This window comes from Halomonas sp. LES1 (assembly GCF_031846005.1).
Lineage (GTDB): Bacteria > Pseudomonadota > Gammaproteobacteria > Pseudomonadales > Halomonadaceae > Halomonas.
In genome coordinates, this window is the sequence record NZ_JAVRGC010000003.1 from 159208 (window position 1) to 179196 (window position 19989).

At 65.5% G+C, this 19989-nt stretch carries 12 protein-coding genes; 3 read left to right on the top strand and 9 right to left on the bottom strand.

Going from position 1 to position 19989, the window contains the following annotated elements; all coding sequences use genetic code 11:
- The first annotated feature begins 28 nt into the window (after window positions 1-28).
- Window positions 29-3976 (top strand): NahK/ErcS family hybrid sensor histidine kinase/response regulator, encoded by a 3948-nt coding sequence (locus RM463_RS08075; RefSeq protein WP_311429703.1) that lies wholly within the window; start codon window positions 29-31, stop codon window positions 3974-3976.
- 220 nt (window positions 3977-4196) lie between these two features.
- Here the strand turns inward: RM463_RS08075 and RM463_RS08080 are convergent, their stop codons facing one another.
- The 3 genes from RM463_RS08080 to RM463_RS08090 form a co-directional block, all read right to left on the bottom strand.
- On the bottom strand, window positions 4197-4859 hold the full coding sequence (locus RM463_RS08080; protein WP_132044969.1) for a response regulator transcription factor: 663 nt from the start codon (window positions 4857-4859) through the stop codon (window positions 4197-4199).
- 201 nt (window positions 4860-5060) lie between these two features.
- On the bottom strand, window positions 5061-7013 hold the full coding sequence (gene acs, locus RM463_RS08085) for an acetate--CoA ligase (RefSeq protein WP_311429704.1): 1953 nt from the start codon (window positions 7011-7013) through the stop codon (window positions 5061-5063).
- A 161-nt stretch (window positions 7014-7174) separates the two neighbouring features.
- Window positions 7175-7735: a SprT-like domain-containing protein gene (locus tag RM463_RS08090; RefSeq protein ID WP_311429705.1), complete on the bottom strand. Its 561-nt coding sequence runs from the start codon at window positions 7733-7735 to the stop codon at window positions 7175-7177.
- Between the two features lie 83 nt (window positions 7736-7818).
- On the opposite strand from RM463_RS08090, the gene RM463_RS08095 reads away from it, so the two are divergent.
- Window positions 7819-8466, top strand: a complete 648-nt coding sequence (locus RM463_RS08095; protein WP_195688973.1) for a YecA family protein — start codon at window positions 7819-7821, stop codon at window positions 8464-8466.
- Window positions 8467-8594: 128 nt separating this feature from the next.
- Here RM463_RS08095 and RM463_RS08100 read toward each other — a convergent pair whose 3' ends face one another.
- Window positions 8595-9716 carry a phospholipase D-like domain-containing protein gene (locus RM463_RS08100; RefSeq protein WP_311429706.1) on the bottom strand — a complete coding sequence of 374 codons (1122 nt, stop codon included), beginning with the start codon at window positions 9714-9716 and terminating at the stop codon, window positions 8595-8597.
- Between the two features lie 131 nt (window positions 9717-9847).
- On the opposite strand from RM463_RS08100, the gene plsB reads away from it, so the two are divergent.
- The gene (gene plsB / locus RM463_RS08105; protein WP_311429707.1) at window positions 9848-12298 is read left to right on the top strand and encodes a glycerol-3-phosphate 1-O-acyltransferase PlsB; all 2451 of its coding nucleotides are present in this window, start codon (window positions 9848-9850) and stop codon (window positions 12296-12298) included.
- Here the strand turns inward: plsB and RM463_RS08110 are convergent, their stop codons facing one another.
- The 5 genes from RM463_RS08110 to aceE form a co-directional block, all read right to left on the bottom strand.
- On the bottom strand, window positions 12299-13063 hold the full coding sequence (locus tag RM463_RS08110; RefSeq protein WP_195688970.1) for a class I SAM-dependent methyltransferase: 765 nt from the start codon (window positions 13061-13063) through the stop codon (window positions 12299-12301).
- Complete coding sequence (tsaB, locus tag RM463_RS08115; protein ID WP_195688969.1) at window positions 13060-13779, bottom strand: tRNA (adenosine(37)-N6)-threonylcarbamoyltransferase complex dimerization subunit type 1 TsaB; 720 nt, start codon at window positions 13777-13779, stop codon at window positions 13060-13062. The genes RM463_RS08110 and tsaB overlap by 4 nt, the downstream gene beginning before the upstream one ends.
- A 263-nt stretch (window positions 13780-14042) precedes the next feature.
- Entirely contained in the window at window positions 14043-14699 is a 657-nt protein-coding gene (gene adk, locus RM463_RS08120; RefSeq protein ID WP_195688968.1) for an adenylate kinase, read from the bottom strand.
- Between the two features lie 240 nt (window positions 14700-14939).
- Window positions 14940-16964, bottom strand: coding sequence for a pyruvate dehydrogenase complex dihydrolipoyllysine-residue acetyltransferase (gene aceF / locus RM463_RS08125; protein WP_311429708.1), 2025 nt, complete (start codon window positions 16962-16964; stop codon window positions 14940-14942).
- Window positions 16965-17022: 58 nt separating this feature from the next.
- Window positions 17023-19701: a pyruvate dehydrogenase (acetyl-transferring), homodimeric type gene (gene aceE / locus RM463_RS08130; RefSeq protein ID WP_195688966.1), complete on the bottom strand. Its 2679-nt coding sequence runs from the start codon at window positions 19699-19701 to the stop codon at window positions 17023-17025.
- Window positions 19702-19989: the final 288 nt, after the last annotated feature.

A 19989-nucleotide genomic window follows, 5' to 3' on the forward strand; every position in this document is an offset into this window, starting at 1 on the left:
TGGGCGGCGACACCGAGGGAGGAAGTCCATGTTCTCAGGCTGGCTGCTGGTCGCCGCATCGCTGCTCTACATCGCCATACTGTTCGGCATCGCCTGGCGTGGTGACCGCCATGCCCGACGCCACGGCGCCAGCCAGCGACGGCCGATCATCTACTCCCTGGCGCTGGCCATCTACTGCACCTCCTGGACCTTCCATGGCGCGGTGGGCCAGGCCGCCAATGGCGGCTGGTCCTTCGCCAGCATCTTCGTCGGGCCGATCCTGACCTTCCTGCTGTTCTGGCCGGTGCTGGCCAAGATGATCCGCGTCGCCAAGCACCAGAACGTCACCTCCATCGCCGACTTCATCGCTTCACGCTACGGCAAGACCCAGTCGCTGGCGGCCTTCGCCAGCCTGGTGGCCCTGATCGGCACCCTGCCCTATATCGCCCTGCAGCTGAAGGCCGTGTCCACCTCCTTCAGCCTGCTGACCGTCGACAGCGACATCACGCGGGCGCCCCTCTTCGCCGACACCGCCTTCTATGTGGCGCTGGTGATGGCGGCCTTCGCCATCCTCTTCGGCACCCGTCATACCGATGCCACCGAGCACCACGAGGGGATGATCCATGCCGTGGCCTTCGAGTCACTGATCAAGCTGGTCGCCTTCCTCGTGCTGGGGGCCTACGTCACCTGGGGGATGTTCGACGGGCTGGGGGATCTGCTGGTACGCGCCGAGAGCCAGCTGGAGCTCCAGCAGCAGCTGGCTCAGCAGGACTTCGGCCAGAGCTTCTGGGCCCAGACCCTGCTGGCGATGCTGGCGATCCTCTGCCTGCCACGCCAGTTCCACGTGGCGGTGGTGGAGAACACCCATCGCGATGACGCCCGCACGGCACGCTGGCTTTTTCCGCTCTACCTGCTGGCCTTCGCCTTCTTCGTGGTGCCACTGGCGGCCGCCAGCCTGACCCTGTTCGCCGACAGCCAGGTGGCGCCCGACAACTTCGTGCTGGCGCTCCCCATGGCAGCCGACAGCGCCTGGCTGACGCTGCTGACCTTTATCGGTGGCTTCTCGGCGGCGACCGGCATGGTGATCGTGGCCGCCGTGGCGGTCTCGATCATGATCTCCAACGAGATCGTGATTCCGGCGCTGTTCCGGCTACGCTGGTTCGATACCAAGGCCCGCGACTACGGACGCCTGGTGCTGCGCGCGCGTCGCATCACCATCGCTGCCGTACTGGCCATGGCCTACGGGTTCTATCATCTGATTGGCGAATTCGCCTCGCTCGCCTCCATCGGCATGCTCTCCTTTGCCGCCGCGGCCCAGTTCGCCCCGGCGCTGATCGGCGGGCTCTACTGGAAACGGGGCAACCGTCTCGGCGTGATCGTCGGCATGAACGCGGGCTTTGCCATCTGGGCCTACAGCCTGCTGATGCCGGCCATGATCGGTGCCAACGTACTGCCCGCCGACTGGCTGACCGGCGGCCCCTTCGGCGTCGCCTGGCTCTCCCCCACCTCGCTGTTCGGCCTCAATGTCGGCGACGGCTTCACCCACGGCGTGATGCTCTCGCTGGGGGTCAACCTGTTCTGCTACATCTTCGTCTCCCAGGTCACCTCCCAGCGGGTGGTGGAGCGCATCCAGGCCTCGCTGTTCGTCGACAGCGTCGAGACCCGCCAGACTTCGGTGAACCGGCCCTGGACCGGCGCCACCACCGTGGGCGATCTCAAGGTGCTGTGCGAACGCTTCCTGGGCGCCAGCCAGGTCAGCCGAGCCTTCGACGACTATGCCCGGCGCAGCGGCAAGCCGCTGGAGGACGGCACCCGCGCCTCCATCGACGTCATCCAGTTCACCGAGCGCTTCCTGGCCTCGGTGCTCGGCGCCTCCTCGGCACGCATCGTGGTCAACTCGGCGCTGCAGGGGCGCGGCATCGGGATCTCCGATGTCATCTCCATCGTCGACGAGGCCTCCCAGGTGCTGGAGTTCAACCGCGCCCTGCTCCAGGCCACCATCGAGAACATCAACCAGGGCATCAGCGTGGTCGACCAGAACCTGCGCCTGGTGGTATGGAATCAGCGCTATCTTGAGCTGTTCCGCTTCCCCGACCACCTGATCCGGGTAGGCGCGCCGATCGACAAGATCTTCCGCTACAACGCCCATAACGGTGAGTACGGCCCCGGCGATCCCGAAGAGCATGTCCAGTTGCTGCTCGACAATATCCGCCAGGGACAACCCCACCGCTACGTCCGCTATCGCCAGGATGGCAGCGTCCTGGAGGTGCAGGGCAACCCCATGCCGGGCGGCGGCTTCGTCTACACCTATCAGGACATCACCCAGCAGAAGCGCATCGAGGAGGCGCTGATCCGCTCGGAGAACAATATCCGCATCTATACGGATAACGTGCCCGCGCTGATCGCCTACTTCGACAAGGAGTGCCGCTACCTCTTCACCAACCGCGCCTACGAACAGGCCTTCGGTATCGATCGCAACGCGGTGATCGGCAAGCGAATCCACGAGGTCATCTCGCCCGAGATGAGTCAGGAACGGAAACAGTGGATCGAGCTCGCCCTGGCCGGCGAGCGGGTCAGCTTCGAGGTCTCGTTCAGGCTACCCGAGGGGCGGCGCTACATGCTGGTGACCTACACCCCCCACTTCGGCGACAGCAGTGCGATCCTCGGGTTCTTCGCCCTCTATCAGGACATCACCGAGCGGCGCCTGGCGGAGATCGCCCTGAAGGAGACCAACGAGACCCTGGAGGAGCGCGTTCGCGAGCGCACCCAGGCCCTCTCCGAGGCCAACGCGGCACTGCGCCAGGAGAACCGGGTACGCGCCGAGGCGGAGCAGGCCCTGCGCCAGGCCAAGCAGGTGGCCGAGGATGCCAACGCCTCCAAGACACGCTTCCTGGCCGCCGCCAGCCACGACCTGCTGCAGCCACTCAACGCCGCTCGCCTGTTCACCTCGGCCCTCGCCCAGGAGATGGACGCCACGGACATGAAGCGCACCATCGGCCATATCGATGGCTCGCTGCAGGCCGCCGAAGAGCTGCTCGGCACCCTGCTCGATATCTCCAAGCTGGATGCCGGCGCCCTCACCCCAAGACGCAGCCACTTCGCCCTGGCCGATATCATCCGGCCGCTGCGTGCCGAGTTCGAGGTGATGGCCGAGAATCGTGGCCTCGACCTGATGGTGGTGCCGACCGCCGCCTGGGTCGACAGCGACCCTCAGATGCTGCGCCGTATCGTGCAGAACTTCCTCTCCAACGCCATTCGTTACACCCAGGAGGGTCGGGTGCTGCTGGGCTGTCGACGGCATGCCGGCCGACTCTCCCTCCAGGTGTGGGACTCCGGCCCCGGCATTCCCGCCTCCAAGCAGGCCGAAATCTTCCAGGAGTTCCGCCGCCTCGACCAGGCCTCGCGTCACAAGGAGAGCGAAAAGGGGCTCGGCCTGGGGCTATCCATCGCCGACCGCATGAGCCGGGTGCTCGACCACCCCATCACGGTGCGCTCCCGGGAGGGGTACGGCACCATGTTCGCGGTCAGCGTGCCGCTGGTCGCCGCCCAGACGCCGGCCCAGCAGGGCGAGGAGCCGACGCCACCGCGCCGTGCCGGCAACAAGCTGGCCGGCACGCGAATACTCTGCATCGACAATGAGACCCTGATTCTCGAAGGCATGAAGGCGATGCTCACCGGCTGGGGCTGTGAGGTATTCACGGCCACCAGCATCGGCGGTGCCAAGTCGGTGCTCCGCCATCTCGACGGCGACCCGGACGCGATTCTCGCCGACTATCATCTGGACAACGAAGTCACCGGGCTGATGGCCCTGGAGGCCCTCGGCGAGCGGCTCGAGGGAGCGGTGCCCGGCATCGTGATCACCGCCGATCGCACCGAGGAGGTGGCCGAGGAGGTCAGACGCACCGGCTACCAGCTGCTGCTCAAGCCGGTACGACCCGCCGCCCTGCGCGCCCTGCTCACCCGTACCCTGCAGGCCAGCCGCGCGCCTGGCGGTTAGCTGGAAGCCGTAAGCCGTAAGCCGTAAGCCGTAAGCCGTAAGCCGTAAGCCGTAAGCCGTAAGCCGTAAGCCGTAAGCCGTAAGCCGTAAGCCGTAAGCCGTAAGCCGTAAGCAACACAGCATGAGGTCATGACATGAATAGCAAAGCCCCACGATCGTATGATCCGTGGGGCTTTATTCTTATAGCTTACAGCTTAAGGCTTACAGCTCCTGAGCCGGCTCAGGAGTGGACCTTGGGCGGCTCGACCTCGAGCTTCTGGGCGGCGATCACCGCCTGGGTGCGGGAGTGCACACCGAGCTTGCGCAGAATGGCGGTGACGTGCGCCTTGATGGTCGCCTCTGAGACATTGAGCTCGTAGGCGATCTGCTTGTTGAGCAGCCCCTCGGTCAGCATATTGAGCACCCGGAACTGCTGGGGCGTCAGCGAGGCGATGGCCTCGGCGAAGCGGGTCTCCTCCTCGTCGGCATCGCCAATGACATCGGCCAGCTCCGCCGGCAGCCACACTTCTCCGTCGAGAATCTCGCCTACCGCCTCGGCAATCAGCTGAAGCGAGGAGGACTTGGGGATGAATCCCGAGGCGCCGTAGTCGATAGCGCGACGAACCACATGAGGCTCATCACTGCCCGAGACCACCGCCACCGGGATATCCGGGGTCTGGCCACGCAGCTGGATAAGCCCCGAGAAGCCGTGGGCCCCCGGCATATGCAGGTCGAGCAGGATCAGGTCGGCGTCGGGGTGGCGGGTCACCACCTCGGCCGTTGCCTCCATGGTATCGGACTCGACGATCTCGGCCTGGGGCGCCAGCTGCCGCAGTGCCTGGGTCAGGGCTGCACGGAACAGCGGATGGTCATCGGCAACGATGAATTTCTGGGCAAAGGCCATGGATTCTCCTCCGGTTCCTCTGGCAGCGGGTCAAGGACCGCCACTCGGGCTCATCTGCGTTTCAACGCATGTTACCCCATGGTAGCGGGGTTCCCCAAGCACCATACGATTATTGTCGACAACTCTTCCCCGGCACGAAAAGAAGCCGGCCCCTCGGGGCCGGCTCGGTGGATCATACGGCATCAGCCGGGTCTCACCGCCTCAGCGGTTGGCGCGATGCTCGATCAGCTCATCGACAACACTCGGATCCGCCAGGGTGCTGGTGTCACCCAGGCCATCGGTCTCGTTGGCCGCGATCTTGCGCAGGATACGCCGCATGATCTTGCCTGAGCGGGTCTTGGGCAGATCGGCGGCCCACTGAATGACGTCGGGAGACGCGATGGGGCCGATCTCGGTGCGGATCCACTTGACGAGCTCCTTCTGCAGCGCTTCGCTGGGCTCGTGCCCCTCGGTGAGGGTCACGTAGATATAGATCCCCTGCCCCTTGATATCGTGGGGGAAGCCGACCACCGCCGCTTCGGCGACGGCATCATGGGCCACCAGCGCCGATTCGATCTCGGCGGTCCCCATGCGGTGACCGGAGACGTTGAGCACATCATCGACACGACCGGTGATCCAGTAGTAGCCATCCTCGTCGCGACGGCAGCCATCCCCGGTGAAGTACATTCCCGGGTAGGTGGAGAAGTAGGTCTGGGTAAAGCGCTCGTGATCCCCCCAGATGGAGCGCGCGATGCCCGGCCAGGAGTCGAGAATCACCAGGTTGCCCTCGGCCGCGCCCTCCAGCAGGTTGCCATCGTTATCGACGATCCCCGGCCGTACACCGAATAGCGGAAGCGTGGCGGAGCCGGGCTTGAGGGCGGTGGCTCCGGGCAGCGGCGCGATCAGGATGCCGCCATTTTCGGTCTGCCACCAGGTATCGACGACCGGACACCTGGAGTTCCCGATCACGCGGTAGTACCACTCCCATGCCTCGGGGTTGATGGGCTCACCCACCGAGCCGAGCAGACGCAGGCTCTCCCGAGTGCTCGAGGCCATGACATCATCGCCATGGGCGCGCAGGGCACGAATCGCGGTGGGGGCGGTATAGAGGATATTGACCTGGTGCTTGTCGACGATCTCCCCCATCCGGCCGGGTGTCGGATAGTTGGGCACCCCCTCGAACATCAGGGTGGTGCCACCATTGGCAAGCGGCCCGTAGACGATATAACTGTGCCCGGTGACCCAGCCCACATCGGCGGTGCACCAGTAGATATCGCCGTCGTGATAGTCGAAGACATACTGGTGGGTCAGGGAAACAAAGGTCAGGTAGCCGCCGGTGGTGTGCTTCATGCCCTTGGGGGCACCGGTGGAGCCGGAGGTATAGAGGATGAACAGCGGATCCTCGGCTCCCATCTCCTCGGCGGCACACTCGGTGGGCTGGCCGTCGACCTGCTCGTGATACCAGAGATCGCGTCCCTCGTGCCAGTCGATGTCGCCCCCGGTGCGCTTGACCACCAGCACCTTCTCGCAAACCTCGGCGCCCTGACGGGTCAGGGCCGCATCGACATTGTCCTTGAGCGGCACCTGCTTGCCGCCTCGCACGGACTCATCGGCGGTGATGATCAGCTTGGACTGCGCCCCGATCACACGCTGGGCCACGGCATCCGGAGAGAAGCCGCCGAACACCACCGAGTGCACCGCCCCGATGCGGGCACAGGCCAGCATGGCCACGGCTGCCTCGGGGATCATCGGCATGTAGAGCGTGACCACATCCCCCTTGCCGATGCCGAGCGCCTTGAGGGCATTGGCCAGCTGGCAGGTTCTGGCATGCAGTTCACGATAGGTGATGTGCTGGGATTCGTTGGGATCGTCACCCTCCCAGATGATGGCGGTCTGATCCCCTCGGGTTTCCAGATGGCGATCGAGACAGTTGGCGCTGGCATTGAGGGTCCCGTCCTCGAACCAGCGAATATCGACGTTCTTGGGATCCAGAGAGGAGTGCTTGATCTTGGTCGGCGCCTTGATCCAGTCGAGGCGCTTGGCCTGCTCCGCCCAGTAGCCCTCGGGATCCTCGATCGACTGGCGATAGAGCGCCTCATATTTCGCCTTGTCGATCCAGGCTTTCTTCGCCAGCGCCTCGGGAACCGGGTAGGTGTTCTTGTGCAGCTCCGTCATACAAAAGACCTCTTGATCAGGGAGAGAGTCGGGCAAACCGTTTCCAATCGAATGCGAGTTGGGCGTGCCGGCTCCATGAAAACCACTTTCAGCATATAGGTCTCGGCACGGCCTTCCATTTAGACCTTGGTAGAAATAAAAACTCCTTTAATTACACTAACTTAAGCAAACAATTCGGGCGAATCACTCGAAAGATAGACCAACGTCTGAGCACAGTGGCAGCAGCGATATACCCGTCCGCCACGTACCAGGGCGTGACGCCGAGGCGTGAAGCGATGCTCGCGACAAGCACAGGCATAGCGATAGGGGGCGGGGCTCGACCGTCCGGTATCGAAGCGATGGGTGGTGCGCGGTTCGAGACCGAAGAGGCGACGCATCACCATCTGCCACTCCCGGCCGTGAGGCCGTGCCCGTCGACCATCCTTCAGGTGATGAACCAGCCAGTGGGCCATCTCGTGGGGTACCACCTCGACCAGAAACTCGACACGATTCTCGGCATACAGCACCGGGTTGAAGCGAAGCCCACCGCGACCGAAGTGCGCCTGGCCCGCACTCCTGCCGCGCAGATCGAGCCACACCCGGGGCCTGGGCAAATCGGGGTGGACCTCGCGGCACAGCGAATAGGCCTCCTCGACCCGCTCCCTCAGGGCGCACGCGAGATCAGGCCCAGCTAGGGAGGCCAAGGTTTCGGGGTCGGGGTGGGGCAAGGCGGCATGCGTCATGAGTGATAGAATGGCGCCTTGTCCCCGGAGCGTAAAGCCCCTGGCACCTGCCTAAGCCCGTGAATCAGCGTGAGAGAGCCACGATGTCCGACACCCCACTGCCCGAACCCCTGCTCGACGATGACCAGCTCGACCGTCTCGACGACTTCCTGGCCTCGGAGCGTGTTTCCGAGGATGCCCTGGACCTGATCGGTACCCATGGCTTTCTGGTCGCCCTGGCCGTCAGCCCTCGAGAAGTGCCGCCGGCGACCTGGGTGGCGGAGCTGTTTCAGGGGGAGCCATCCTTCACCGACGACGGCGAGCGCGAGACGATCCTCGGGCTATTGGAGCAATTGCGTCATAACGCCATCGCCGCCCTGGAGCAGGGTCTGCTGCCGGAGCTGCCCTTCGAGCTGACTCTGGACGATATCCCGCCGGAGGAGACTCCCATCGGCGACTGGTGTGCCGGCTTCATGGAGGGGGTATTCCTCGATGAGCCTGGCTGGTTCGAGGAGGACGAGGAGGCCGCCGCCACCCTGTTGCTGCCCTTTATGGCGCTCTCGGGGCTGTTCGATGATGAGCCGGACATGGCCGAGTTCACGACCGATACCGCCCGGCTAGAGGGGCTCGTCCGCCAGCTGCCGGAACTGGTGCTGGACCTCTACCTTCACTATCGCGTCCCCCCGGAAACCCCCAAGCCGATGCCGCGCAAGAAGAAGCCCGCCGGGCGCAGAAAAGGCGGCAAGCGGTAGCGAGAAGCCCCTGGGGACAGGCCCCGGCGGAAGGGACACCGTAAGCAAGGTGCACCAAGGCGAGCCGGGGCGACTTGGCCGGGGCCTGTCCCCTGAAGACGCACTCAGGCTCCTGCAGCTTATCCAAGTTATCTAAGCCGGGTCAGCATGCCGTCGAGGGTGCCGAACAGCCACTCCTTGAGGCGCTGCAGAAGGGGGCGCCGTGACCACATCCGAGGCTCGATCTCGTGACTATCGGCGAAGTGCTGCTCGAACAGCAGCGCCACCTCGCCGGCGAAACGCCGATCACTCACCTCCTGGTTGGCCTCCAGGTTCCAGTGCAGGCTCCAGTGGTCGAAGTTGCAGGACCCCAGGCTGACCCAGTCATCGACCAGCGAGAACTTGGCGTGGATAAAGGTCGGCTGGAATTCATGGATATGCACCCCGGCCTTGAGCAGACGACCGTAGAAACGCTGCCCTGCATAGCGTACCCCAGGGTGGTCATGGCGCTTGCCGGGCAACAGCAGGCGTACCTCGACGCCCCGACGCGCCGCCCGTGCCAGACGCAGGCGCAGGCTGAAGGTGGGCGCGAAGTAGGGAGTGCAGATCCAGATGCGCTGACGAGCGGATGCCACGCGCTCATGCAGCGAGTGGCGAATCGCCTGGTAGCGGTAGCCCTGGCCCCAGATCGCCCGACCGCGCATGCCGCGATAACCGCTCTCCGCCTGAGCCGCGGTGGAGAGTCCGCGCACCAGCGACGAGGGCCCCCGGCCTCGTGTGAGGGGGGAGTCCCACAGGCGGCAGAACAGACGTACCCAGTCGGCCACCACGGGCCCCTGGATACGCACCGCCACCTCGTACCAGGCGTCGAGAAACTCGTCCACGGCCCCGAAGCCGCCGGTAAAGGCGATCCGACCATCGACGACCACCAGCTTGCGGTGGTCGCGAGTCAGGTTTCGAGTCAGGGAGTGCAGCCCCAGCGGATTGAAGAAGCGCAGCGCAACCCCGCCCTCCTGCAGGCGCTCGCGGTCATGACGGGAAAGGCCCATGGCGCCATAGCCATCGAGCAGTAGAAGTACCGTCACACCGCGCTGGGCGCTACTGACCAGCGCATCGATCAGGGCCGTGGCCAGCCGTCCCGACTCCATCAAGTAGAGCTCGATCAGTATCGAGGCTTGCGCCTGCTCGATGGCCTCGAACATGGCCGGAAGGAAGCGGCTCGCCTCCGGCAGCAGTTCGAAGTGATTGCCGTCTCGCCAGTTCCCGTGCATGGCCATATCCCTGTCCGCGTCACTGCATCCCCCCTGATACGGGTGCCGTGGCACCGAGTCGCCACTGACCCGAAGCCTCGCGACGACTATACTGGCCTTTCCTTCTTCTTTCCTGCGTCCGAGGCAAACGGATGGCCTTGCTGCACACCTTGACCACTCCCCTGCGCGTGGTGATGACCCGCATGATCGCCGCCTGGGTCCGGCCGCGCCTGATCGAGCCGTCTCCCGCCGAACTGGGGATCGCCGCCGAGCTGCCGGTCCTCTATGTACTGCCTCGCACCGCCTGGAGCGATACCTGGCTGCTCGGCTCCCTCACCTCCCGTCATGGCCTGCCCGCCGCCGACAGCCGCCGCCGCTTCGCGGGCCTGAGCCTCCCTGGCTGCCTGGCGCTGCCACGCCGACGCCAGCGTCATACCGCGGGCCACGCGCCCCCCTTCGAGGCGCTGATCGAACGCCTCGAGGCCGATCCGGCGCTGGCGGTACAGCTGGTGCCGGTCAGCATCTTCTGGGGGCGTGCTCCCGGCAAGCGATTCGGATTCTGGCGCATGGTCGCCGCCGACAGCTGGCAGCTGACCGGGCGCCTGCGCCGGCTGCTGGCGGTACTGGTCAATCGCCGCAGCGTGGAGATCCACTTCGGCGCCCCGCTGATGCTGCGCGACCTCTGTGACGGCCGCGACCCGGCCCTCACCAATCGCAAGGCGGCGAGGCTGTTGCGTGTGCACTTTCGCCGCGTACGCAGCCGGGTGCTTGGCCCGGACCTCTCCCACCGCCGCACCCTGATCGAAGGCGTGGCATCGAGCCCCCACGTAGGCCGGGTGATCGATGAGCTCGCCGGCGAAGGGCGCCAGTCGCGGCCTCGCCTGGAGCGTCGCGCCCGCCGCTACGGTCGCGAGATCGCCTCCAACATGACCTATCCGGTGCTGCGGTTCATGGATGGCTTGCTGCGCCGGCTGTGGAACCGCCTCTATGACGGTGTCGACGTGCGCGGCCTGGAGGCGATCAAGCCACTGGCCGAGGACCACACCCTCGTCTATGTGCCGTGCCACCGCAGCCATATCGACTACCTCCTGCTCTCCTACGTGCTCTATCAGGAGGGCCTGATGCCGCCGCATATCGCCGCCGGACGCAACCTGGACATGCCCCTGGTCGGACCACTGCTGCGGCGTGGCGGCGCCTTCTTCCTGCGCCGCAGTTTCCGCGACAATCGGCTCTATGGCGCGGTCTTCAATGAATACCTGCATCGCCTGATCGCCCGGGGGCATCCGCTGGAGTATTTCATGGAGGGCGGTCGCTCCCGCAGCGGTCGCATGCTGCCCGCGCGTCCCGGCATGCTGGCCATGACGCTGCGCTCCTTCCTGCGCAGCCACGCCGCCGGCCAGGCCCAGCCGCTGGCCTTCATTCCGGTCTATATCGGCTACGAGCGGGTGATCGAAAGTGCCAGCTACCAGCGCGAGCTGCACGGCGGCAGGAAGCGCAAGGAGACCCCGCTCTCCCTGCTTCGGGTCCTTGGCAAGCTACGTCAGCCCTTCGGTCGCGTGAGCCTCAACATCGGCGAGCCACTGCGACTGGCCGACTACCTGGATCATGAGCTGGGCAGGCAGTGGCGGAATGAGCCCGGCTCCCAGCCGGCGTGGCTCAACGACCTGGTACCCCGGCTGGGGGAAACCCTCAATCGACGCATCAATGCCGCCGCCGCCCTCAATCCGGTCAATATGGTGGCCCTGGTGCTACTGGCCACTCCTCACCATGCCATCGAGGAGCGCCTGCTGGTGCGCCAGCTTTCACTGCTGGCGGCGCTGCAGCGGCGCATGCCGGCTCCCACACGGGCCAGCCTGCCGGAGGGCGACCCCGAGGCCTGGATCGCCCAGGCACTGGCGCTGGGCATGATCCAGCGCCGTGATCAGTCCCTCGGCGACATCCTGCTTGCCGACACCCACCAGGCCAGCCAGCTGGGCTGGTATCGCAACAACGTGCTGCACCTCTTCGCCCTAGCCGGGCTCACCGCCTTCGCCTTTCGCCACCAGCCGAGACACTCCCTCGATGAGCTCTCGGCCCTGCTGGCCCCCGGCTGGCCGATTCTCGCTCGCGAGCTGATGGTGACCCCGCCCCTCGACCTGCGCGAGGCGCTGGCGGCGATGCTCGAGGTGCTGGTCGAACAGGAACTGCTGGAGCCGGATGGCGAGGGGGGCTGGCGGCGTTTCGAGGACCGCCTGGAGGCGGGCGAAAGCCTCGACCTGCTGGGTCAACTGATGCAGCCATCACTGGAGCGGGGCTACCTGCTGCTGGCGGTGCTGATCCACGCGGGCTCGGGCCATCTGACGGCCGAGTCGCTGGCCGAGCACGGCCGGCTGCTTGCCGAACGACTGGCGGTGCTCTCGGGGCTCGACGCACCGGAGTTCTTCGACACCCGGCTGTTCGTCAGCCTGGTGGAGAGCCTGGAGCTGGAGGGCTGGCTGTGGCGCGACGCCGAAGACCGACTCATCTTCGATGATCGACTGCGCGACGCTGCCAGGCGCTCAAGCAAGCTGTTCGACCCGGCCCTGCGCCGCCGCCTGCAGCTGATCACCCGCCGTGGAGAGTGATCATCCTGTCTTCAGGCTGCGATGCACATAGAGGTCATAGCGACTGGTCTTGCCCTCGATCACATGGCGCGGGGCGGGCCCCTCGATCGCCGGTGCCTTCCTGGGCCGCTTGACCACCACCCGGTGGGTAGCGACATCCAGCGCCGCCTCCAGCAGACGCGGCGCATCCGCATCGTCGCCCGCCAGGGTGCGGAACAGGCGCATCTCCTTCTTGACCAGCGCCGACTTCTCGCGATGGGGAAACATCGGATCCAGATGGATGACCTGAGGCGCGAAGCCCGATTCGGCTACCCGGGCCTCGAGATCACGGCCGGCATCGCCATGCACCAGCTGCATCCGCATGGCGATCTCGGCGGTTTCGGCATCGGCCAGGGCCCTGGCCAGGCCATCCTCGAGCAGGGCGAAGATCGCCGCGACTCGCTCCATCATCAGCACCCGGGCGCCCAGGCTTGCCAGCACGAAGGCATCACGGCCCAGGCCGGCGGTGGCATCCACCACCGCCGGCGTCACGCCCTGGGTGAACCCGCAGGCGCGGGCGATCAGCTGTCCGCGCCCACCGCCGAAGCGTCGCCGATGGGCGGCGCGCCCGGCGGTAAAGTCGACCGCCAGCGGCTGGCCGAAGCGCCCGGGATCGCCCTCCAGGACCAGGCGCGCCTCTCGCCGCGCCAGCAGGAGTTCGGCATCCTGGGCGAAGGGAAGGCCCAGACGCTCGGCCAGCGTTGCCAGCGCCGGGTCACTTACCGCCACCGGCAAGCGCTCACTCATTTCGCCGCGCCTGCATCCATCTTCTTCCAGGCCACCTCGTTGCGCAGGTAGACCGGCTGGGCGAGGTGGGCCGGCTGCCCCCTCCCCGCCTCCAGCTCCCGCAGGGCCAACAGCGCCATATCGGCGGCGTCCGCCTCCATCTCGGGCAGCTGCCGACTGACGCCTGCCTGCACCCGGGCAGGCATCCGTTCGCTCAGGCTCCAACCGGATCCCACGCCGACCCAGCCATGGTCATCTTCCATCACCGGCAAGCAGAGCCGCTCGGGGGCCATCACTGCCTCGTCGAGAAGCGGCTCCGGCAGCCCCTCGACGCACTGCCAGGCGGCCACGTAGATCTCGCCCATGCGCGCATCCAGGGCGGTCACCATTCGGCGAAACTGGTAGCGACGATGAGCGCCCAGCGCCAGGGCCGCCAGGGTCGAGACCCCGATCAGCGGGCGGTCGAGGCCGTAGGCGAGCCCCTGGGCGGCGCCTGCGGCAATGCGCAGGCCGGTAAAGGAGCCAGGACCGTGGCCATAGGCCACGGCGTCGAGCTCGGCGGGACGCACCCCCGCCTCGGCCAGCACCTCGTCGACCATGGGCAACAGACGCCGGGTGTGCTCTCGGGGGGTCAGGGCGAAACGGGAAATCAGCTCGTCATCGGCACCGGAGCGCCGCCGCAACAGCGCAGCGGAGCAGGCGCTCGAGGAAGCATCCAGGGCCAGCAGGATCGACATGGCACCACCATCTCGGGTAAACGGGCCGCCATTATACGCGGCCGGGCCCCAGACGACGATGGCCCGCTTTACGCGGGCCACCTTGGCTGCCAGGTCCGGCCAGAAAACGCGGGCGCGGGGCTGTTCCGGCGAAAGGCCTGTTCGGGGGCGCTGTGAACCCCTCCCTGGGCGCTACCGACGCCTTCCCTGGCGTAGGACTCCCTCCAGACCTTTCCCCGACGCCCCGCTACCACCGAAGGGCTTTCTGTTTTCCCCCTCGAGGTTCAGCCCTCGAGTGCCTTGATCACCTGCGCCTTGATCTCGTCGACGCTGCCGACGCCCTCCACCCGATGGTAGGTCGGCGCGCTCTCGGGATCCTGCTCGGCCCAGGCCTGGTAGTAGTCGACCAGCGGCGCGGTCTGCTCATGGTAGACCGCCAGACGGTTGCGTACAGTAGACTCGCGGTCATCCTCACGCTGGATGAGCGCCTCGCCGGTCACGTCATCCTTGCCCTCTTCCCTGGGCGGGTTATGGTCGACATGGTAGACGCGCCCCGAGCCCGGGTGCACACGACGACCGGCCATGCGGCTGACGATCTCCTCGTCATCCACGGCGATCTCGAGCACGTGATCGAGCTTCACCCGGGCCTCCTTCATGGCGTCGGCCTGGGGGATGGTGCGCGGGAAGCCGTCGAACAAAAAGCCGTTGGCGCAGTCCGGCTGAGCGATGCGCTCCTTGACCAGGGCGATGATGATATCGTCGGATACCAGACCGCCGCTGTTCATGATCTCCTTGACCTTGATGCCCAGCTCGCTGCCCTCCTTGACGGCGGTACGCAGCATGTCACCGGTCGAGATCTGCGGAATCTTGAAGCGTTCGCAGATGAACTGGGCCTGGGTGCCCTTGCCGGCACCGGGGGCGCCCAACAGGATCAAACGCATGTTAGTGTCCTCGTGTTCAAGTGGTTGTCAGATTTGAAGAAATAGTGGGGGGAGGAACGATAACCGCGGCCCACGGTCAGCACAAGCGTCGGACATTGCCGAACTCCCTCCGCGACTGGAAAGCGCCTTTTGTTTCAAGGGTATCGGCTCGAATTGCACTTTGGTCTTGGCATTCCTGCAGAGGCCGGAAATGACGACGGCGCCCGCAGGCGCCGTCGTGTGGCGGGTGGGAGCCCCGCCCTACAGCAGTAGCCGACGGATATCGGTCAGCAGCTGCCCCAGCAGTGCGGTAAAGCGCGCCGCATCGGCACCGTTGACGGCCCGATGGTCATAGGAGAGGCTCAGCGGCATCATCAGTCGCGGCTGGAAGCTTGCGCCATCCCATACCGGCTTCATCGACGCCTTGGAGACTCCCAGGATAGCCACCTCCGGCGCGTTGACGATGGGGGTAAAGGCGGTGCCGCCGATGGAACCCAGGCTGGAGATGGTGAAGCAGCCACCGGTCATCTCCTCGCGCTTGAGCTTCTTCGACTGCGCCTTTCCCGCCAGCTCCACCGACTCCTTGGCCAGGTCGATCAGCGACTTCTGGTCGGCATCGCGAATCACCGGCACCATCAGGCCATCGGGCGTGTCCACGGCGATGCCGATATGCACGTACTTCTTGTGCACCAGGGTCTCGCCGTCGCTCTTCAGGCTGACGTTGAACTGCGGGTACTGGCGCAGCGCGAAGGCGCACGCCTTGATCAGGAAGGGCAGCGGCGTGAGCTTGGCCCCCTGGGCCTCCGCCTCGGCCTTCATCGACTTGCGGAAGGCCTCCAGCTCGGTGATATCCGCCTCGTCGAACTGGGTGACGTGGGGCAGATTGACCCAGCTGCGGTGGAGGTTGGTGGCACCCATCTTCATGAGGCGCCCCATGGGCTTCTCTTCCACCTCGCCGAACTGGCTGAAGTCCTGATCGGGAATCGGCGGAATGCCCGAGCCAGCCGCCTGGGCGGCGCTGCCTGCCTCGGCCTTGCCCTGGTTGGCCATCACCTGCTTGACGTAGGCGTGGACATCCTCCTTGAGAACCCGGCTCTTGGGCCCACTGGGCTTGACCAAGGCGAGGTCGACGCCCAGCTCGCGGGCCAGCATGCGCACCGCGGGACCGGCGTGTACCAGCTTGCCATCGCGGGGCTGGTGAGCCGCCATCTCGGCTTCCGGGCTCGGCGTGCCTGGCGCCGTCGTCGCGGGCTTCTCGTCCCGGGGCGGTTCGGCCCGCGGCGTCTCGGGCTGCTTCTTGCCTGGCTTATCGGCTGCCGGCTTGGCGGCGGCAGTCTCGATATAGCCGATCAGGTCGCCCTCGGAGACGCTGTCGCCCTCCTTGACCACGAGCTCCACCAGCTTGCCCTTGAACGGGCTCGGCACATCCATGGAGGCCTTGTCGGACTCCAGGGTGATCAGTGGCGTCTCTTCCTCCACCTCATCACCGGCGGCCACGGCCACCTCGATGATCGGCACGTCGCTGGCGCCGCCCAGATCCGGAACGCGGACCTCCTGACGTTCGGGCTCTCCCGAGGAGGTCGACTCTTCCGGCTCTTCCGACTCCTCCGGCTCATCCTCAGTCTCGCTAGCCGCGGCCGTCGGGGTGGCATTCCCGGGGGCGTCCGCTGCCTCATCGCCCTCCTCGCCGGCGATCTCCATGGTGCCGATGACATCGCCTTCCGAGACGGTATCCCCCTCCTTGACGGTCAGGGTCACCACCTTGCCCTGGTGCGGGCTAGGCACATCCATGGAGGCCTTATCGGACTCCAGGGTGATCAGCGGTGCCTCCAGGTCGATCTCGTCGCCCTCGGCCACGGCGACATCGATCACCTCGACGTCGCTGTCACCTCCCAGATCGGGCACGGTGATGTCCACGGTGCGCTTGCCACCGCCGCTGGCCGACGGCTTCTCGGCGGCAGCCTCCTTCTCGGGCGCCTGGTCGCTCTCGTCGGGCGCCGGGTCGCTCTGCTTCTCGCTCTCGGCGGCCGACTCCGTCTCGCCGCCACCCTCGAGCTCCAGCTCGACAATAGCGTCTCCCTCGGAGACGGTATCGCCCTCCTTGACCAGCACCTTGGCCACCTTGCCGCCCTTGGGCGACGGCACATCCATGCTGGCCTTGTCGGACTCCAGGGTGATCAGGGTGTCTTCGGCCTCGATGACGTCGCCTTCCGACACCGCGATCTCGATGATCTCCACATCGGTATCGCCGCCGATGTCCGGTACTTTGATGATTTCGCTACTCAAGGTCGCGCTCCTTCCAAATCGTGCCTGGAAGGGGCGGGCATCCGCCCGCCCCACCGGATCAGTCGGTCAGCGGATTCGGCTTGGCCGGATCGATGTTGTACTTGCTCAGCGCCTCGCCGATCACCTTGCGATCGAGCTCGCCGCGCTCGGCCAGCGCCTTGAGCGCCGCCACCACCACGAAGTGACGGTCAACCTCGAAGAACTCGCGGAGCTTCTCCCGAGTGTCCGAACGCCCGAAGCCATCGGTACCCAGCACATGGAAGTCGGTGGGCACCCAGGCACGCACCTGATCGGCGAACAGGCGCATGTAGTCGGTAGAGGCGATGGCCGGCCCCTGGCGACCCTCGAGACAGCGCGTCACATGGGGCTTGGCCGGCTCCGCTTCGGGGTCGAGGAAGGCCTGGCGGTCCAGTGCCAGCGCCTCGCGGCGCAGTTCGTTGAAGCTGGGCACACTCCAGATATCGGCACCCACGCCCCAGTCGTCGCGCAGCAGCTCGGCGGCGGCCTCCACCTCGCGCATGATGGTGCCGGAGCCCATCAGCTGGACCCGGGCCTTGTCCCCCTGGGTCTCGCGCAGCAGGTACATGCCCTTGATGATGTCCTCGGCGGGCACCTCCTCCATTTCGGGGTGCTCGTAGTTCTCGTTCATCACCGTCAGGTAGTAGAAGCAGTTCTCCTTGTCGACGAACATGCGCTTCAGGCCATCCTGCACGATGACCGCCAGCTCATGGGCATAGGTCGGGTCGTAGCTGCGGCAGTTGGGGATCATCGCCGCCTGCAGGTGACTGTGACCATCCTGGTGCTGCAGCCCCTCGCCATTGAGCGTGGTGCGCCCGGCGGTTCCCCCCACCATGAAGCCGCGTGCCTGCATGTCGCCGGCGGCCCAGGCCAGGTCCCCGATACGCTGGAAACCGAACATCGAGTAGTAGATATAGAACGGCAACAGCGGCAGGCCATTGTTGGCGTAGGAAGTTGCCGCGGCGATCCACGAGGACATGGCGCCCGCCTCGTTGATGCCCTCCTCGAGGACCTGGCCGGCCTTGTCCTCGCGATAGAACATCAGCTGGCCCTTGTCCATGGGCTCATACTTCTGGCCGCCGGGGCTGTAGATACCCAGCTGGCGGAACATGCCCTCCATGCCGAAGGTGCGGGCCTCGTCGGGCACGATCGGCACCACCTGCTTGCCGAACGACTTGTGCTTCACCAGACCATTGAGAATCCGCACGAAGGTCATGGTGGTAGAGACCTCGCGCCCCTTCGAGCCGCCCAGCTGGCTGGCGAAGATCTTGTCGTCCAGGCCGGGGATATCGAGCGGCTCGAAGTCGTACTGGCGCGCCGGCAGGTAGCCGCCGAGGCGTTCACGCTGGAGATGCATGTACTTCATCTCCGGGGTGTCGTCGGCCGGCTTGTAATAGGGGATCTCGTGCTCGATCGCTTCGTCGGAGACGGGAATGCCGAAGCGATCGCGGAAGCGCTTGAGCACCTCGGGGTCGTCGATGGACTTGACCTGGTGCGCCTCGTTGTCCGCCTCGCCGCCATCGGCCCCCAGGCCGTACCCCTTGACGGTATGCGCCAGCACCACGGTGGGGCGCCCCTTGGCGTTGTTCACCGCTTCATGGTAGGCCGCATAGACCTTGAACGGGTCATGGCCACCACGGTTAAGCTTCCAGATGTCGTCATCGGACATCCCCTCGACCATCTCGGCGGTCTCGGGGTACTTGCCGAAGAAGTGCTCCCGGGTATAGCCGCCCCCCATGGCCTTGCAGTTCTGGTATTCGCCGTCGACGGTCTCATCCATGACCTTCTGCAACACACCCTTCTTGTCCTTCTCGAAGAGCGGATCCCACAGGCGCCCCCAGACCACCTTGAGCACGTTCCATCCGGCCCCCCGGAACACGCCCTCGAGCTCATCCATGATCCGCGAGTTACCCCGTACCGGACCATCGAGACGCTGCAGGTTGCAGTTGACCACGAAGATCAGGTTATCGAGCTTTTCACGGCTGGCCAGGTGGATCGCCCCCAGGGACTCCGGCTCGTCGCACTCGCCATCACCCAGGAAGCACCAGATCTTGCGATCCTGCATCGGTTGCAGGCCACGCTGATCCAGGTATTTCATCACGTGGGCCTGATAGATGGCCATGATCGGGCCCAGGCCCATGGAAACGGTGGGCAGCTGCCAGAAGTCGGGCATCAGCCAGGGGTGCGGGTAGGAGGAGAGGCCATTGCCGTCAACCTCCTGGCGATAGCGATCCATCTGCTCCTCGGTGAGGCGGCCTTCGAGGAAGGCACGGGCATAGATACCCGGGGAGCTGTGGCCCTGAATGAAGACCAGGTCACCCTTGAAATCGCCGTTGGCAGCGCGGAAGAAGTGGTTGAACCCCACTTCATAGAGAGTCGCGCTGGACATGTAGCTGGCCAGGTGGCCACCGATGCCCTTGTGCTTGCGGTTCGCCCGGGTAACCATCGCCGCCATGTTCCAGCGGATCATCGAGCGGATCTTGCGCTCCATGAAGAGATCCCCCGGCATCGGTGCCTCGCGATGCACGGGAATCGTGTTGCGATGGGGCGTAGTTGCCGAGAAAGGGGGCTGGGTACCGTCACGGCGCAGGCGGTCGGCCAGGCGGGTCAGCAGATGCCGGGCACGCTCCTCGCCCTCGTACTCCAGGACTGATTCGAGGGCTTCCAACCACTCTGCGGTCTCGACCGGGTCGAGATCCTCTCTTGCCTCCAGACTCATAGACGTCTCTCCGAATGACGATGGATGTTGCATGCCCGCTGCTGCGCGGAAAGCAGGGCGTTCTGCTGCCAGAGAGGCATTACACCCCGGGATTTTGTGTAATTTTATTACGTCACGACGCAAAAAAACCGCCGTTTCTTCGCGAAAGATACAGTAAACCTCGCCACCTGCCAAAGCAACCTTGCATGGAATTGATTTCCAAACATTTGATACTGCACCGCAACACAAAGAGTTATCACTCCAACAGGGCAGAAATTCGACGAAAGTCAAGGAGATGTAATTAAACTA

What these genes read in the sequence shown, in the direction of transcription:
- RM463_RS08080 (WP_132044969.1), bottom strand. Translation starts at nt 4,859, where the DNA reads ATGGCCTTTGCCCAGAAATTCATCGTTGCCGATGACCATCCGCTGTTC.
- RM463_RS08090 (WP_311429705.1), bottom strand. Translation starts at nt 7,735, where the DNA reads ATGACGCATGCCGCCTTGCCCCACCCCGACCCCGAAACCTTGGCCTCC.
- adk (WP_195688968.1), bottom strand. Translation starts at nt 14,699, where the DNA reads ATGCGTTTGATCCTGTTGGGCGCCCCCGGTGCCGGCAAGGGCACCCAG.
- RM463_RS08095 (WP_195688973.1), top strand. Translation starts at nt 7,819, where the DNA reads ATGTCCGACACCCCACTGCCCGAACCCCTGCTCGACGATGACCAGCTC.
- aceE (WP_195688966.1), bottom strand. Translation starts at nt 19,701, where the DNA reads ATGAGTCTGGAGGCAAGAGAGGATCTCGACCCGGTCGAGACCGCAGAG.
- plsB (WP_311429707.1), top strand. Translation starts at nt 9,848, where the DNA reads ATGGCCTTGCTGCACACCTTGACCACTCCCCTGCGCGTGGTGATGACC.
- RM463_RS08110 (WP_195688970.1), bottom strand. Translation starts at nt 13,063, where the DNA reads ATGAGTGAGCGCTTGCCGGTGGCGGTAAGTGACCCGGCGCTGGCAACG.
- acs (WP_311429704.1), bottom strand. Translation starts at nt 7,013, where the DNA reads ATGACGGAGCTGCACAAGAACACCTACCCGGTTCCCGAGGCGCTGGCG.
- RM463_RS08075 (WP_311429703.1), top strand. Translation starts at nt 29, where the DNA reads ATGTTCTCAGGCTGGCTGCTGGTCGCCGCATCGCTGCTCTACATCGCC.
- tsaB (WP_195688969.1), bottom strand. Translation starts at nt 13,779, where the DNA reads ATGTCGATCCTGCTGGCCCTGGATGCTTCCTCGAGCGCCTGCTCCGCT.
- RM463_RS08100 (WP_311429706.1), bottom strand. Translation starts at nt 9,716, where the DNA reads ATGCACGGGAACTGGCGAGACGGCAATCACTTCGAACTGCTGCCGGAG.